Here is a 17,548-nt window from a genome sequence, read left to right on the forward strand (position 1 = left end):
CACCCATGAACAAGAACCTGTATCGTATCGTCTTCAACAAAGCGCGCGGTATGTTAATGGTGGTGGCGGAGATCGCCCGCTCGGGCCGGGCGTCGTCAGCGCGATCTTCCGGCACCGGACATACGCACAGCCGCCTTATCGGTAAAGTGGGGGCGTTAAGCTTCAGTCTGTGGCTGGCGACGGGCGTGATACAGCCCGTCCACGCTAACGTGGTGGCCGACGGCAGCGCGCCGGCAAATCAGCAGCCCACCATCATCAACAGCGCTAACGGTACGCCGCAGGTCAATATTCAGACACCGTCCGCCGCAGGCGTCTCGCATAACAAATACGGCCAGTTCGACGTTAACCAGCAGGGCGTCATTCTTAACAACTCGCATAAAAACGTCCAGACGCAACTGGGCGGTATGGTGGCAGGCAACCCGTGGCTGGGCAAAGGCGAAGCCAGGGTCATTCTTAACGAAGTAAACTCCCGCGATCCAAGCCGCCTCAATGGTTACGTGGAAGTGGCCGGGAAAAAAGCGCAGGTGGTGATTGCCAACCCGGCAGGCATTACCTGTGACGGCTGCGGCTTTATTAACGCTAACCGCGGCACGCTGACCACCGGGCAGCCGCAGATGAATAACGGCCAGCTGACCGGCTATAACGTCGAGCGCGGCGAAATCCGCATTGACGGCAGGGGGCTGGACAGCTCCCGCGCCGATTACACCGATATTATTGCCCGCTCGGTTAAAGTGAACGCCGGGGTATGGGCCAATGAACTGAACGTCACCACCGGGCGTAACCAGGTGGATACGGAACATCAGCAGATCAGTAAAACCAGCGATGACCCGGCGACCCGTCCGCAGATGGCGCTGGATGTTGCCAGCCTCGGCGGCATGTACGCGGGTAAAATTCGTATGGTCGGCACCGAAAGCGGCGTCGGCGTGCGCAACGCCGGGAATATTGGCGCACAGGCGGGCAATGTCACGATAACCGCCGACGGCCGCATTGAGAACAGCGGCAACATCAGCGCCAGCGGCGACACGCAAATTGCTGCGACGGGTGGTATCGATAACCACGGCGCGGTGTATGCGGGCAACAACGCCAGCGTGCAGAGCGGCGGCGAGCTGAACAACCGTGGCTCGGTGGTGGCGCGTAACAACGTCCGCGTCCAGGCGGCCAGCCTGACCGGATCGAAACAGGGCGTGCTGGCCGCCGGGGTGCAGGATGACGGCAAACTGGCTGCGCAGGGCGATCTGGACCTCAGCACCCGCGGGCAACTGGCCGCGCACGGGCAGACGCTGGCGGGCGGTAATCTCAGCGCGCGCGGGCAGGGGGTCGATCTCAGCGGCAGCCAGACGCAGGCGGATAACATCACGCTCGACGCCGGGAACGGCGATCTGAACACCTCCGGCGCACTGGTCAGTGCCCGCCAGCTGACCGCCCGCAGCGGCAAATTACTGAATAACGACGGCGGCACGATTAACGCTGATGCCATGTCCGTGCAGGCCAGTGCGCTGTCCAACCAGAAAGGCAGTCTCGTGCAGACCGGCAGCGGCGATCTGTCGCTGGATCTACCGGGGGAACTGAATAACCGCGAGGGGCAGATTGCCGCCAACGGTAACGTGGCGCTGCACGCGCAGTCGCTCAATAACCGGAGCGGGCAGGTGGTAGCCGCGCAGAACGGCAGCCTGAACACAGAAATTCGTGACGGGCTGGATAACAACAGCGGCTCGCTGGCGGCCAGCGGCGATGTGCGTGTGAACGCGGGCGCACTGAATAACGACGACGGGCTGATTTCCGCCTCAGCGGGCACGTCTGACCTCACCAGCCGCGGCGCGGCCAGCAACCGGAAAGGCCGCCTGGAAAGCGCCGGCGCGCTGACGCTGAATGCTGCCAGTCTTGATAATACGTCAGGAGAGGTGGTTGCCAGTGGCACTACCCTCCAGCTTAATGGCGGTGCGCTGACGAATACCTCCGGCACGCTGTTCTCGCAGGGCGACCTGCGCCTCGACAGCGGGGCGCTGGACAACACCGCGGGACTCATTCAGGCGGCAGGCAACAGCTGGCTGGACACCCACGGCGCGGCGCTGACTAACCGCGACAGCGGCACCACCGGCGGCATCAGCAGCGGCGGCACGCTGAACCTCGCGGCGGGCAACATCGATAACCAGCAGGGCGTGCTGGTCAGCGGCGGTGCGCTGGATCTCACAGCCGGGTCGCTGGATAACCGCCAGGGCCAGCTGGGTTCGGAGCAGGCGCTGACGGCCCGCACGGATACGCTCCTCAACGTGGACGGCTCGCTGAAATCCGGCGGCGATATGGTTCTTGCGACCACCGCCCTGAATAACACCGGCGGGGTGATCGGCGCAGGTAAGGCGCTGGATCTTGATGCCGCCACCCTGGCTAACCAGAGCGGCGTAGTGGTCAGCGGCAACGGCGCAGACATTCAGGTGCAGTCGCTGGACAACCATGCAGGCCAGATTGCCGCGCAGCAGGCGCTGACGCTTGGCGGTAAAAATATCAATAACGACGACGGCGGACTGATCCAGAGCGGCGACGCGCTGACCCTCAACGCCGGCACCCTGAGCAACCGTCGCAGCGGCGACACCGGCGGTATTACCAGCCTCGGTGACATGACCCTTACCGCCGACAGCGTGGCGAACAACGACGGTGTTCTGCTCTCGGCAAAAGCGATCGCGCTTAACAGCGGCACGCTGGATAACACCTCCGGGGAACTGGTTGCCACGGATGCGCTGAATCTGGCGCTCGACGGCTCGCTCACCAACACCAGCGGCCTGATGCAGGGCGGCAGCGTAACCGTGGACACCGCCGGACACGCCTTCACCAACCAGGACGGCACGCTCAACAGCCTCGGCGCGCTGACCCTCAGCAGCGGCGCGCTCAATAATCAGAACGGCACCCTGGCGGCAAAAGGCGCGTTCGACCTCAGCACCGCCAGCCTCGATAACCGCAGCGGCGGGCGCATCATCGGTGAGCAGGACACCACCCTGACCAGCGGCAGCCTGCAAAACGGCGGCGGACAAATTCAGTCGGTGGGCGATCTGCTGCTGGACACGGAGAAAGGGGCGATTGATAACGTCTCCGGCCTGATCCGCAGCGGTGCGGACCTGACGGTCAATGCCGCAAGCTTCGCCAACCAGAACACCCAGGGCAGCAATCAGGGCGTTGAGGCGAGTACGGTGACCTTCACCACCGGGACGCTGAACAACCAGCGCGGCACCCTTCTGGCGGATAAGGCGCTCAGCATCACTAACGGCGGCCTGCTGGACAACACCGGCGGCGCGCTGGCCTCCTCGGGCAGGCTCACGCTTAACGGCGCGGGGCTGGACCTGGTGAATACCGGCGGTGTGGCAAAAGCCGGCGAACTGCTGGATATCAGCGCGCAGCGTGTCAGCGGCGACGGCGATCTGCTCTCGCTCGGCGACATGATCCTGCGCAGCAACAGCGCGCTGGACAACAGCGGCTCGATTATTGCCAATGACAGCCTGCAACTGACCACGCCGGGCAGCATCAGCAACAGCGGCAAACTGCTGGCCGGGAAAAAACTGGACCTGCACGGCGGCAGCCTGAGCAACGCGGAGAGCGGCGAAATCAACGCCGGGGAAAACCGCCTCACCGTCAGCGGGACGCTGACCAACTACGGGCTTATCGACGGCGGCTATACGCGCATTGACGCGAATACCCTGAACAACATTGGCACCGGGCGGATCTACGGCGACGCCATTGGCATTAACACCGTCACCTTCAACAACCTCGCCGCAGGCGGCAAAGCGGCGACGCTGGCCGGGCGCGAGCGGGTGGATATCGGCACCGGCACGCTGAATAATTATGATCACGCGCTGGTCTACAGCGGCGGCGATATGGCGATCGGCGGCCAGCTTGATGACATGGGCAACGTGGCGGGCCGCGCCGGGGTTATCAATAACCACAGCTCGACCATCGAATCAGCCGGGAATATGGGGATCGCCGCCGGGCAGATCAACAACATTAACGATCATTTCTCTACCGAACTGGTGACGGTATCTCAGGAGCAGATCCGGGAGTACCAGCACAGCGGTTCACCAACCCGCTGGGACGCCACCACCGAAGGCGTATTCGTTGACGGCAACTCCGCTGACCGTCTGCGCAACCTCAACACCCCGGATGACACTGGTTCGAACAACGACAACTTCAACCAGTATGACTACAACCGTACCGTTGAAGAGACGCGGATTAAGGAAACCGATCCGGCGAAGATCATTGCCGGTGGCGATATGACCATTGTGGCCGATGAACTGTTTAACGATAAGAGCCAGGTTATTGCCGGGGGAACGCTATTTACCGATGGCATTAAATCGACCCGTAACGAGGCGGTGGACGGGGAGCGTCATACTACTGATGTTGGTACGGTCACCCACTATTACCGTATCCGTCATAAAGGTTCAGACGAGCAGGGACGCGATCGCACGGCTTACCAGCCGCCAACGGTGATCCAGACCATTTCGCTCAAGCCAGGCCAGATTATCAGCCAGGGCGACGTGCAGGGCAGCAATGTGACGATTGCGCCGCTGACGACTCAGGGCACCGACGTGGCGATTGCTAAATCTGGCCCGGTAACCGGCAAAGTGGACGCCAGCACCCCTGCGCCGTGGCAGCAGACCGTTTCAGACGGCGAGCCGGTAACGCCGCCGCCGGGGCAGCAGTTTGCAGTAACGCCTGGTGAGGAGACCATTCGCATCGTCGGACCAAACACGCAGTTGCCGGATAACAGCCTGTTTAAAATTAATCCGTCGGCCAGCGAATCGTACCTGGTCGAAACCGATCCGCGCTTCACCAATGAAAAAGAGTGGCTCGGCAGCGACTATATGCAGGACGCGCTCGGTCAGGATCAGGACAACAAACTCAAACGGCTGGGCGACGGCTACTACGAGCAGCGGCTGATCCGTGAACAGGTGGTCGATCTCACCGGTCAGCGCTATCTCGAAGGCTATACCAGCGATGAAGAGCAGTACAAAGCGCTGATGGATGCCGGGGTGGCCTTCGGTAAACAGTACGCGCTCAAACTTGGCGTGGCGCTGACGCCGCAGCAGATGTCCTTGCTGACGGGCGATATCGTCTGGCTGGTCAATACGCAGGTGAAAATGCCGGACGGCTCGATGCAGTCGGTGCTGATGCCGCAGGTGTACGCCAAAGTGAAACCGGGCGATATCAGCGGGTCCGGGGCATTAATCGCCGGCAACAACGTGGTGATGAAACTCGACGGCGACCTGTTCAACCGGGGCACTATCGCCGGACGCCAGGTGCTGCAACTGGATGCCGACAATATCACTAATCAGGCAGGCACGATCCAGGGGGCCAGCGCCAGTCTGACCGCCCGCACCGATGTGAATAATATCGGCGGCGTACTGCAGGGCACGGACAGCCTGCTGGTTAATGCCGGGCGGGATATCAATGCCACCACCACCACCCGCAGCGCCGAAAGCGCCGTGAGCCAGAACCGCTTCTCGCGTACCACTATTGACAGCGTATCCGGGATCTACGTGCAGGGTGATGACGGCAAACTGTCACTGAAAGCGGGCCGTGACGTCAATCTGACCGGGGCGCAGGTGATTAACAGCGGTGAGAATGGACAGACCCAAATCGGTGCCGCGCGGGATATTAACCTCGGCACGGTCACGACCTCCGCTCGCGACAGTCTGGTGTGGGACAAAGACAACACCCTCAATCAGGGCCGCGTCGACCGCATCGGTACGCAGATTAAAACCCGGAATGATACCGCGCTTGCCGCCGGACAAAATATTAACCTCGATGGCTCGTCGATTACCTCCGAAAAAGCGCTCAACCTCAACGCCGGAAACGATGTGAACATACGCGGCGTGCTGAACAGTACCGACCTGGATGAGCGCCATAAAGTCACTGGCAGCAGTGGCTGGCTGTCGAAGAAAACCACCACCACCCGCGATACGGTCGATCGCCAGACCGTGCAGGGCAGTGAACTCAGTGCCGACAGCGTGAAAGTGATCGCCGGGAACAATATCGGCGTGGTCGGCAGCAGCATCGCGGGCACTGGCGACGTGGCGATGAAGGCGGGCAATGATTTAACCATCAGCAGTATGGCGGGTCGTAACGACGAAACCCACCTTAAGCAGGAGAAAAAATCCGGTCTGATGGGCTCTGGCGGCATCGGCTTTACTATCGGTTCACGTAAAGAGTCTACCGATCAGGCCAGCCAGGCGCAGAGCGGCGAAAGTTCGCTGGTCGGCAGCCTTCAGGGCGACACGGTACTGGTCGCCGGCAATAACTACCGCCAGACCGGCAGCACCGTCTCCTCGCCGAATGGCAACGTAGTGATTGAAGGGAAAAACGTCACCATCGAAGCGGCGCAGGACACCTATGCCTCGCAGTTTAAACATTCTGTTGAGCAGAAAGGCTTTACCCTTGCTGTCAACGTGCCGGTAATTCAGGCCCTGGAAGCGGCGGCTGCCTCGGTTAAACGCGTGGGTGAAAGCAACGACGATCGCATTAATATGCTGGCAGCGGCGAATGCCGGATGGGACAGCGCGCGGGCGGCGAATGCGATGATGGACAGCGCCCAGGGTGTGATGCAAAACGGCGCGCAGGGCGCGGCGCAGAACGTCAGTGTTTCCCTGACCTACGGGCAAAGCAAGCAGAGCAGCACTCAGGACACCACCAGTACCAGCGCGCTGGCCAGCAAGGTCAATGCCGGGAAAAATGCCGTCGTGGTGGCGCATGGCGGCGAACGTTCGGATATCAATATCATTGGTTCGGACGTCAGCGGCAAACAGGGCACGCTGTTGCAGGCGGATAACGACGTCAATATTCTTGCCGCACAGCAGGAGCGCCACGAGCGTTCGGATAATAAATCCAGCGGCTGGAATGCGGGCGTGGCGGTGAGCTACGGCCAGGGCGGCGCGTCCTTCGGCATTACCGCCGGGGCCAATAAAGGTAAAGGCTACGGTAACGGCGATGAGGTCTCCTGGCGCAACAGCCACGTCGGCGATATGGACAGCCAGACGCAAATCGTCAGCGGCGGTGACACCACCCTGCGCGGCGGTCAGGTACTCGGCAAAGGCGTGGATATCGTCGCTGATAACCTGAATATCGAAAGCCTTCAGGACACTATGAAGTACCAGGGCAAGCAAACCGATATGGGCGGCCAGGTGACGGTTGGCTACGGCTTCGCGGCCTCGGGTAACTTCAGCAAATCGAAAGTTGATGCCGACTACGCCTCGGTGGCGGAACAGTCGGGGATCTTCGCCGGGGACGACGGCTATCAGATTGATATTAACGATCTGACCAACCTGAAAGGCGGTCTGATCACGTCTAACGAGAGCGCCGAGCAGGCGGGTAAAAACCGCTTCAGCACCGGCACGCTGACCTGGAGCGATATTGATAACCATTCTGAATATGAAGGAACGGGCATCGGGCTGGGCGGCTCAATGAGCATGAACGCCGATCTGGGGCTGGGCGACAATGCCGCGCCGCAGAGCAGCAAAACGGTGACCGATAAGAATGGCAATACGCAACTGGCGACGGGCTATGGTTCATTGCAAAAAGACGTTTCATTCGGGATTGGCCATGACAGCGATAGTCAACAATCAGTGACCCGTAGCGGCATCAACACCTCTGCTATCACGATTACCGACGCCGACGCCCAGCAGCGCCTGACGGGAAAAACGGTAGATGAAACCCTGGCCGAGATTAAAACCGATATCACCACGGAAAATGCCGCTGCTAATGCCGGATATCTCGAAAATAACTTCGATAAAGATAAAGTTTTTAAAGAGCTTAACCTTCAGGTCAAGGTAACCAAAGACTTTAAGCAGAATGCGAACAAGCAGATAAGTTCATATCTGGATGATAAGCAGGCAGCGGCGCGGGATGTGCTTAAAAAAGCGATTGCGAGCGGGGATCGGGAAAAGCAGCAGGAGGCTGTGAACGACATTTATAAGCTACAGTATCAACGCCGCTTCCTGCAAACCCTGGTGGGCGTCGTGGCAGGTTCACCCGACACGGCAATTACGCAAGGAACACTCTCGCTTGCCGCCACGAAAATGCGCGAAGAGACTATTCAAAACTCGCTTATTTTTGAAGGCGTTAAAGACAGAACAACAGGGAAAGTTTATAGCAACGTTTCCGGTGACAGTACTGCACTTTATGACGGTGTAAAAGCGGGTGGTACCCGAATCGGCTTAGATATTATTTGTGGTAAAGATAATGGTCGTTGCGAAACGGTAGACAAGGCGGGACTCATTTTGAAACGCGATACCGAAGGGCATGTTATTTACAAAGGTAACGATGACTACAAAACGATGGATGAATTTTTGCAAAGTTCATTGGCAAAAGATTTATACGGTGCAACCGGCGGCTCTCAGGCGCTTGGTGGAATACTGAAACCGTTCGGTACTTATACGCCCGGCGGGTTCTGGGGAGATATTGGTGATAATATTGTTGAAAGCTTCGCAGGCGCTCACGATCTTATTGGTGGTCAGTTGCCTGGTTTCTACGATCAGGAAGGGAATACCGCCCGTGGCCGAAGCCCTCTGACAAATGCTGCTGCTGAAACCTGGACGATTGCCGCAATACCCATTGCTGCTCCTTTTGCGGCAAGTGAGCTGATTTCTCCAGAACTACTGGAATTTATTTTTAATGCGCAGCCTTAAGGGGGAAATAATGCGACTTAGTTTGATGTTTATTCCGTTCAGTGTATTTACATTAAGTGGCTGTGTCGTAGCGGATATGGATTCATCCAACTATGATTTTCCGCCATATATACAGACTTTCCAAAAACAGGGACAACTGGGGCATACTGACACGGTTCAACGTAAAAACGATCTCTATGCCTGCGGTTTAGATCGCAATACCGATCCTGACAGCAAATTATGGCGTAGAAATGTCGCTCTGGAAGGCGAGACGATGGAGCAGGAGGATCGCCGAATTGCCAGTCTTGAGGCTTGTATGAAAAACAAAGGTTATGTTCTATTAGATCCGGGCAGATGTGGCCCGCTTAAAGCGCCAACCGGTATGTGCAATTAATGCCTTCTCAGCTTATAAAAAAATTGAGAGCACGTGTGTTAATCTTGCTCTTGCCGCTGGGATTGAATGGGTGCGTCGTGGGAGATATGGATTCATCAAATTATCGTTTTCCACCCTACGTGCAAACTTTTCAACAACGGGGACAAATGGGTCACACCGATCCTGTTCAGCGTAGAAACGATCTTCACGCTTGCGGCTTAGATCCGAAGATTAATCCTGATACTGAACAATGGAGAAGAAACGTTTTAGTTGACGGTGAAACAATGGAAGAACATGACAAGCGGATCTATAAACTTGAAAGCTGTATGGATAATAAAGGATACGCAATACTGGATCCGGGAAGCTGTGGCCCGCTTAAAGCGCCGACCGGCAAATGTAACTAAGCTGCCCAGCCGATAGTCTATACTTATCCTTCCAGACGTATTCGAAGGAGAAAACCATGCTGACTATCGAAAAAGACGATCCGCGCGAAGCCCCGGAATCCGGTGATAAAAAACCTACCCCTGAGAAGAAGTAATCGCAACAGGTCGCTACGGCGGCCTTTTTTTTGCCCCGAATACGCGCAACGTCACAGAATCAATAACCCGAGCGCCGCGGGAGCGTGGGGTGTGTCATAAATCTGTCACAATTAACGAACGATTAACCTCTGAGGGGCAAGGAATGAAAAAAACACTACTTGCAGCGACCATTATGGGCTCGCTGGTCATGACCTGTGGCGTGCAGGCGCAAACCGCGCCGGACGGGTACAAGCTCCAGCAGGTGCTGATCATGAGCCGTCACAATCTGCGTGCCCCGCTCGCCAATAACGGTAGCGTGCTGGAACAGTCTACGCCGCAAAAATGGCCGGAGTGGGATGTGCCGGGCGGTCAGTTAACGACCAAGGGCGGCGTGCTTGAGGTGTATATGGGCCACTATATGCGCGAGTGGCTGGCGCAGCAGGGGATGGTGACCTCCGGCGAATGCCCGACTTCCGATGCGGTCTATGCCTATGCAAACAGCCTGCAACGCACCGTGGCGACCGCGCAATTCTTCATTACCGGCGCGTTTCCCGGCTGTGATGTCCCGGTCCATCACCAGGAAAAAATGGGCACTATGGACCCGACCTTTAACCCGGTGATCACCGATAATTCGGAAGCCTTCAGCAAAACCGCCACCACCGCGATGGATAAAGAGCGTCAGCAGATGAAGCTGGCGGAAAGCTATCAGTTGCTGGAGAAAATAGTCGATTATAAAGACTCGCCCTCCTGTAAAGAGAAGCAGACCTGCTCTTTGACGGAACCGAAAGACAGCTTCAGCGCGAAATATCAGGAAGAGCCGGGCGTCTCCGGGCCGCTGAAAGTCGGCAACTCGCTGGTGGACGCATTTACGCTGCAATACTACGAAGGTTTCCCGATGGACCAGGTGGCATGGGGCGAAATTAAAACTGACGAGCAGTGGCGCGTGCTCTCGCGTCTGAAAAACGGCTACCAGGACAGTCTGTTTACCTCGCCGGAAGTGGCCCGTAACGTCGCCGCGCCGCTGGTGAAATATATCGATAACGCGCTGGTCAAAGACGCGAATAAAACGCCAAAAATCACCCTGCTGGTCGGCCACGACTCTAACATCGGTTCGCTGTTAACCGCGCTGGATTTCAAACCTTACGAACTTCACGATCAGAACGAACGCACGCCGATTGGCGGGAAACTGGTGTTCCAGCGCTGGCATGATGAGAAGGGCAACCGTGATTTGATGAAGATTGAGTATGTGTATCAGAGCACGAAGCAGATCAGAAATGCCGATAAGCTAACCCTGGAAGCGCCGCCGCAGCGCGTTACCCTGGCGCTGAATGGCTGCCCGGTTGATGCAGAAGGCTTCTGCCCTATGGAGAAATTTAGCGAAGTGATGAACGAGGCGGTGAAATAACGCTTTTGCTCCCCTGTGGATGCAGGGGAGCCTGTGTATTACACGTTCTTCCGCTCAATCGTCTGTTCACCCCAGAACAGCGAATCTTTATCGGTTTTCTCAAAGGCGCGAATCAGCACTTCGTCGTTGCCTTCCTCCCAGATTTTCTCGACCAGCGTTTCGTCATAATCGGCCAGCTCAAAGATGGCTTCGGCGATCTCTGGCGACGTATTGCGCAAACTGGCCCATTCTCCAACGCGATGAGCTTTAGCTTCTTGAGTAGGCATACATATTCTCCTGTGAAAGATTAGCCGTTGAGTTTTACTACCAGTCCTGCAACGTACTCGCCCTGATAGCGAGCGATTGCCAGCTCCTCCTCGCTGGGCTGGCGGGAACCGTCGCCTCCTGCGATTGTGGTCGCGCCGTAAGGCGTGCCGCCGCGTACCTGCGAGATGTCAAAAAGTTCTGGGGCACCGTAGCCAATCGGCACGATGATCATCCCGTGATGAGCAAGCGTCGTCCAGGTTGAGGTGATGGTTTGTTCCTGCCCGCCGCCGGTGCCGGTTGAGCTAAACACGCTGGCGATTTTGCCGCGTAGGCTGCCGTTGGCCCATAAGCCGCCGGTCTGATCAAGAAAGGTACGCATCTGTCCGGTCATATTGCCGAAGCGGGTTGGCGTACCAAAGATGATGGCGTCGTAGTCCGCCAGTTCCTGTGGGGTGGCGACAGGCGCGCTCTGCTGCTTACCGCCGGATTTTTCAAACAGTTCAGCGGGCATGGTTTCCGGGACGCGTTTGAGTACGACGTCGGTGCCGGAGACTTTCTTTGCCCCTTCCACGACAGCGTTCGCCATCGTTTCGATATGTCCATACATGGAATAATAGAGCACTAAAATTTTTGCCATTTCTTTCGCTCCTCAATACGGCCGTTATGTTTAAACGCACTCCCTTAACTCTATGTCGAGATGCTAAAAGTGCAAATTTACCGCCTTATGGATTGATTTTTGTACAGAAAAGAGGCTAACAGGGGTGAAGAGGGGAGGCGTAGCAAAATGAAACATTTTCCGCGGCGCTATTTTTTCAAAACATAATAAACGCTTATGTTTGCGCGCAGGAAAAACGGTCATTTTTAGCGCCGATCCTGTTGCAGAATATTAATATCCGCTGGCTAACAAACCTCATTCCACTATGCTTAATCTCACGCGGCGCAGTTAAAGATTCTTGTAGTTTGCCGTGAGGTGAAAGAATACTCTTTTACTGAATGCAGTATGATGTCTAATCAATAATGGAGGTCAGTAATGACAACCCATCGTGGTGGTTCCGGTAACTTCGCAGAAGACCGAGACAGAGCATCAGAAGCAGGCCGTAAAGGTGGTCAGCAGAGCGGCGGGAATTTTAAGAACGATCCCCAGCGCGCCTCTGAAGCTGGCAAAAAAGGGGGTAAAAGCAGTCATGGCGGCGGTCGTAGTAGCTAGCTGACTGTTTTTCAGAAGTGGTAGTAAGTGACTGAAGTAGCAGTAAGTTGAAATGAAGTAAGTAACTGAAGTTGAAGTACTGAAGTTGAAGTACTGAAGTTGAAGTACTGAAGTAAGTAGTTCATGTAAGAAACTGAAGTTGAAGTACTGAAGTAAGTAGTTGAAGTTAGTAACTGAAGTTGAAGTGCTGAAGTAAGCAGTTGAAGTTAGTAACTGAAGTAAGTAGTTCAAGTAAGTAACTGAAGTTGAAGTACTGAAGTAAGTAGTTCGAGTAAGTAATTGAAGTTGAAGTAAGTAACTGAAGTCACTCCCCCAGCCGCCGGGTTCGCGCCCGGCGGCATTTTAATTTCTGCGCTCCAGAAAAGGGTAAGTCAGTTTGCAGGCGGCAGCGGACAGCTTAAATCGCCTTCTTCACACTGCAACATCGACCCCAGCCAGGCGTTACGCTCTTCCGTTTTTTCCGTCAGACACTGGTTATGGATCAGCGGTTGCACGCTGCCGCCTTCGGTGCCAGAGGCAATCAGCTCACAGTCGGCGTCGCGTAAGGCAATCCATTTTTGCTGCGCTTTCTTCAACAACTCTTTTTGCGGTGCCTGGGCGCGGTTTAGCGCGGTAGTCCACGTCTCGTTCAGCTTTTTGTCTGCCGCCTGGTACTGTTCGGCGCTGCACTGGTTCATCTCCAGCTGCGTCGAGGCGTTGTCGCAGTTATCGGCAAAAGCCGGAATGCTGACCAGCAGGCTGGTCATCAGTAACGTCATTCGCTTCATTATGGACCTCGAATATCTGTGCCGTTTTGCCGGGAGGCGGTTTTGCCTTACCCGGCCTGGGAATTTTTGGCTGTACCATTTTTCCAGACCCGTGCAAGCGGAGCGCCGCCGGGCATCATTCCACGGTATAACGTTTGTCAGCAGTCTGAGGCTCCTGTAGCAGGAGCCTTTACAGAGTAACGAGTGTTTAACCGATTGTCATCAGGCTGGCGTTGCCGCCTGCGGCAGCGGTGTTAATACTCAGCGAGCGCTCAAGGTAGAGACGCTCCAGCGGCAGATCCGTCTCGCCGCGGGCAAAGCCGAGCACCGGAACGATCGCGCCCTCGCGTTCGGCGATATCGCTGCACAGCTCGCGGAGTTTATCGGAATCGCCGTGGAAAATAACCGCATCGAATGCCTCCGCGGTTAGCGCCTGGACGTTAATGAACCCGATACGCGCCTGTACCCCGGCTGGCAACGACTGCCAGAGGTCGCGATGCAGCGTTCCCTCCGGCCACAGGACGCGTCCGCCCGTCGCCAGGACTGCCGCCAGCTGGGTCAGCGCATCGTCCTCATTATCCGCAAGACATACTACCGTTTCACGCGGCATCAGCGTCCAGCTATTACGCTCCCCGGTAGGACCGGGCAGCAGACGCTGCGTGCCGGTCTGCGCCTGTTCGCCAAAACGCTGGCACAACGTCTGTAGCGCAGGACGGTCCGCGGCCCACGACGTTAACGCCGTCAGCGGCTGCGTCAGTAAGTTCTTCAGCTGTGTATCTGCCGGGCGTTCACCATCCTGACGGGTGAGGGTGATAGCTGGCGCATTCTGCGGACGGCTTGCCAGCAGACGGTAGAGATAAAGCGGGCCACCGGCTTTCGGTCCGGTACCGGATAACCCTTCACCGCCGAACGGTTGTACCCCAACCACTGCGCCCACCATATTGCGGTTGACGTACAGATTGCCGACCTTCGCTGTGCCGGTCACCTGAGCGATGGTCTCATCAATACGCGTGTGGACACCCAGCGTCAGGCCATAGCCTGCGGCGTTGATCTGCTCAAGCAGCTGCGGTAGCTCACGGCGAGAGTAGCGCACCACATGCAGGACCGGGCCAAAGATCTCTTTTTTGATCTCATCCACGCTCTCCAGCTCAATAAGCGTCGGCGGAATAAAGGTGCCGCTTCGCCACTCGCGGCTGTCATCACCCACCTCGCGTGCGGCCTGGAATACGGTGCGTCCTTTCGCGCGCATTTCCTGAATATGGCGTTCAATATTCGCCTTCGCGTCGGCATCAATAACCGGGCCGATATCGGTGCTGAGGCGTCCCGGATTCCCCATCCGGCACTCGGCCATCGCGCCGCGCAGCATGGTTAACGTATGATCGGCGGCGTCTTCCTGTATACACAGCACGCGCAGCGCCGAGCAGCGCTGCCCGGCGCTGTCAAAGGCCGAGGCCAGCACGTCGACGACCACCTGTTCCGTCAGTGCCGAAGAGTCAACGATCATCGCATTGAGCCCACCCGTTTCCGCGATGAGCGGGGTTGGACGACCCTGCGCGTCCAGACGTGTGGCAACGCTACGCTGCAACAGGCTGGCGACGTCCGTGGAGCCGGTAAACATCACCCCGCGTACGCGTTCATCAGCGGTGAGTTTTGCCCCCACCGTCTCTCCACGTCCCGGCAGCAGCTGAATAACGCCGGGCGGGACGCCCGCTTCCAGCAGGATCGCCACACCCTGAGCAGCGATGAGCGGCGTCTGCTCGGCCGGTTTGGCCAGTACGCTGTTGCCCGCCGCCAGCGCCGCCGCTATCTGCCCGGTGAAGATCGCCAGCGGGAAGTTCCACGGGCTGATACAGACCACGGGACCCAGCGGGCGATGTGTTTCGTTATCAAAATCATCGCGCACTTGAGCGGCATAGTAGTGCAGGAAATCTACGGCTTCGCGCACTTCCGCAATCGCATTACTGAAGGTTTTCCCGGCTTCACGCACCAGAATGCCAATCAGCGTTTGCATCCGGTCTTCCATCAGCACGGCAGCCCGTTGCAGGATCGCCGCACGCTCCTGCGGCGGTGTGGCGAACCAGATGGGCCCCTGGTTAACCGCACTGACCAGCGCCCGATCGACCTCTGCCTCGCTGGCTTCGCGGACAAAGCCGACGATATCTCCCGGTTCAGCAGGGTTGACCAGCGGCGTCATTTCACCTTCTTCTGTGGCCTCAGCCAGCACTGGCAGCGCCAGCCATTTTTGCGCCGCGCTATTCAACAGCGCTGAGGAGAGCGACGCCAGGCGGTGCTCGTTCGCCAGATCCAGCCCGGCGGAGTTAAGCCGTCCCGCGCCGTACAGATCGCGCGGCAGCGGGATTTTCGGGTGCGGCAGGCCGATTTCACCCTCTTTAACCGCCAGCTGCTCGACTGCGGTTACCGGGTTCGCCACCAGTTCGTCGAGCGGCAGGGTGCCGTCGGCGATGCGGTTGACGAAAGAGGTGTTGGCACCGTTTTCCAGCAGGCGACGGACCAGATAGGCCAGCAGCGTTTCATGCGTGCCCACCGGCGCATAAATGCGGCACGGACGGTTCAGTTTGCCGTCGGCGACTTTCCCGACCACCTGCTCGTACAGCGGTTCGCCCATTCCGTGCAGGCACTGGAATTCATATTGCCCCGGATAGTAGTTTTGCCCGGCAAGATGATAAATCGCCGCCAGCGTATGCGCGTTGTGGGTAGCGAACTGCGGGTAAATAAGATTGGGCACCGCCAGCAGTTTTTTGGCGCAGGCAAGGTAGGAGACATCGGTATAAACCTTGCGGGTATAAACGGGATACCCCTCCAGCCCCTCCATCTGTGCACGTTTGATTTCGCTGTCCCAGTACGCGCCTTTTACCAGACGGATCATCAGCCGGCGGCGGCTACGGGTCGCCAGGTCAATCAGGTAATCAATGACGAACGGGCAGCGCTTCATATACGCCTGAATCACGAATCCAATGCCGTGCCAGCCCTCCAGCTCCGGCTCGAAACAGAGTTTTTCCAGCAGGTCGAGGGAGATTTCCAGACGATCCGCCTCTTCGGCATCGATATTGATGCCGATATCGTACTGGCGGGCCAGCAGCGTCAGCGACTTCAGTCGTGGATACAGTTCCTCCTGCACCCGATCATACTGGGCGCGGCTGTAACGAGGGTGCAGCGCGGAGAGCTTGATGGAGATCCCTGGTCCTTCATAGATGCCGCGCCCGTTAGAGGCTTTGCCGATGGCGTGGATCGCCTGCTGGTAAGAGACCATATAAGCTTCAGCATCCGCCGCGGTCAGTGCCGCTTCGCCCAGCATATCGTAGGAGTAGCGGAAGCCTTTTTCCTCAAGCTTGCGGGCGTTGGCCAGCGCGGCGGAGATGGTTTCGCCCGTCACAAACTGCTCGCCCATCAGACGCATCGCCATATCCACGCCTTTACGGATCAGCGGCTCGCCGCTTTTGCCGATGATGCGGTTAAGCGAGTGCGAAAGGTGAGATTCGTTATGGGTCGAGACCAGCCGGCCGGTAAATAACAGCCCCCAGGTGGCGGCGTTAACAAACAGCGACGGGCTGCGGCCAATGTGCGACTGCCAGTTGCCATTGCTGATTTTATCGCGGATCAGCGCGTCGCGCGTGGCTTTATCCGGAATACGGAGCAGCGCCTCGGCGAGACACATCAGCGCCACGCCTTCCTGTGAAGAGAGGGAAAATTCCTGGAGCAGACTTTGCACCATCCCGGCGCGGCCGCTGGCATTTTTTTGCTGACGCAGCGATTGCGCCAGTTGGTATGCCAGCTTGTGCGACTGCTCATCAATCGTCTGCGGCAGACGCGCCTGCTCCAGCAGCATCGGGACGGCGTCGGTCTCGGGCCGGCGATAGGCGGCGGTAATGGCGGCGCGGTTTACCGACTGCGGCAGGATCTGCTCGGCAAAATCGAGAAAAGGCTGGTGGATCTCTTCAACCGGCGCGACGTTATCCTCGTGTTCAGCGGCATGGCTGAGCAGGGCAGGGATCTCGGCAACGGGCTCGTTGCTTTCCAGCCGCTCCAGATAGTTAAAAATCGCCTGCTTGATCAGCCAGTGCGGTGTGCGATCGATACGATTTGCCGCCGCTTTAATCCGCTCGCGCGTGGCGTCGTCAAGTTTGACCCCCATGGTGGTCGTCCCCATGCCTTACTCCTGTTGTTCTGTACGTTATGGCAAAAGACTATCGGGCATGTTGCAACTTTGTGCAACCTTGTTAAATGTGACGGCGGTAGCAAGGCTGAAAATAGGGTGAATGTTAATTAAAAGTTACTACCATTGCCGACGCCGGGAAGATCGTTGGCTGTGGTTTTATGCGTTGGTTAACACTTTCTTCGGGTGCAACCCGTAAAAACGTGAGCGAGTGCAACCTAAAGGAAAATCATA

The 17,548-nt window shown here is 57.4% G+C and carries 9 protein-coding genes; 5 read left to right on the top strand and 4 right to left on the bottom strand.

What is annotated here, in order from left to right; translation table 11 throughout:
- The first annotated feature begins 5 nt into the window (after positions 1-5).
- The 4 genes from INT84_RS03720 to agp all read left to right on the top strand — a co-directional run bounded on the left by INT84_RS03720 (position 6) and on the right by agp (position 10,941).
- Entirely contained in the window at positions 6-8,666 is an 8,661-nt protein-coding gene (locus tag INT84_RS03720; RefSeq protein WP_194205669.1) for a hemagglutinin repeat-containing protein, read from the top strand.
- A 10-nt stretch (positions 8,667-8,676) separates the two neighbouring features.
- Entirely contained in the window at positions 8,677-9,039 is a 363-nt protein-coding gene (locus tag INT84_RS03725; protein WP_194205670.1) for a hypothetical protein, read from the top strand.
- A 146-nt stretch (positions 9,040-9,185) separates the two neighbouring features.
- Entirely contained in the window at positions 9,186-9,422 is a 237-nt protein-coding gene (locus tag INT84_RS24150) for a hypothetical protein (RefSeq protein WP_228065805.1), read from the top strand.
- A 277-nt stretch (positions 9,423-9,699) separates the two neighbouring features.
- Positions 9,700-10,941 (top strand): bifunctional glucose-1-phosphatase/inositol phosphatase, encoded by a 1,242-nt coding sequence (gene agp / locus INT84_RS03735; protein ID WP_194205672.1) that lies wholly within the window; start codon positions 9,700-9,702, stop codon positions 10,939-10,941.
- A 38-nt stretch (positions 10,942-10,979) separates the two neighbouring features.
- Here agp and INT84_RS03740 read toward each other — a convergent pair whose 3' ends face one another.
- Both INT84_RS03740 and wrbA read right to left on the bottom strand, forming a co-directional pair.
- On the bottom strand, positions 10,980-11,207 hold the full coding sequence (locus tag INT84_RS03740) for a YccJ family protein (RefSeq protein ID WP_176920730.1): 228 nt from the start codon (positions 11,205-11,207) through the stop codon (positions 10,980-10,982).
- Between the two features lie 20 nt (positions 11,208-11,227).
- Positions 11,228-11,824, bottom strand: a complete 597-nt coding sequence (gene wrbA, locus INT84_RS03745; RefSeq protein ID WP_176920731.1) for an NAD(P)H:quinone oxidoreductase — start codon at positions 11,822-11,824, stop codon at positions 11,228-11,230.
- 393 nt (positions 11,825-12,217) lie between these two features.
- Here wrbA and INT84_RS03750 point away from each other — a divergent pair, with 393 nt between their 5' ends.
- The gene (locus INT84_RS03750) at positions 12,218-12,394 is read left to right on the top strand and encodes a general stress protein (protein ID WP_176920732.1); all 177 of its coding nucleotides are present in this window, start codon (positions 12,218-12,220) and stop codon (positions 12,392-12,394) included.
- A gap of 371 nt (positions 12,395-12,765) precedes the next feature.
- Here INT84_RS03750 and INT84_RS03755 read toward each other — a convergent pair whose 3' ends face one another.
- Together INT84_RS03755 and putA are read right to left on the bottom strand one after the other, a co-directional pair.
- Positions 12,766-13,161, bottom strand: a complete 396-nt coding sequence (locus tag INT84_RS03755; RefSeq protein WP_194205673.1) for a lysozyme inhibitor LprI family protein — start codon at positions 13,159-13,161, stop codon at positions 12,766-12,768.
- Positions 13,162-13,348: 187 nt separating this feature from the next.
- Positions 13,349-17,308, bottom strand: coding sequence for a trifunctional transcriptional regulator/proline dehydrogenase/L-glutamate gamma-semialdehyde dehydrogenase (gene putA, locus INT84_RS03760; protein ID WP_194205674.1), 3,960 nt, complete (start codon positions 17,306-17,308; stop codon positions 13,349-13,351).
- Positions 17,309-17,548: the final 240 nt, after the last annotated feature.

Source organism: Superficieibacter sp. 1612_C1, from assembly GCF_015234305.1.
Lineage (GTDB): Bacteria > Pseudomonadota > Gammaproteobacteria > Enterobacterales > Enterobacteriaceae > Superficieibacter.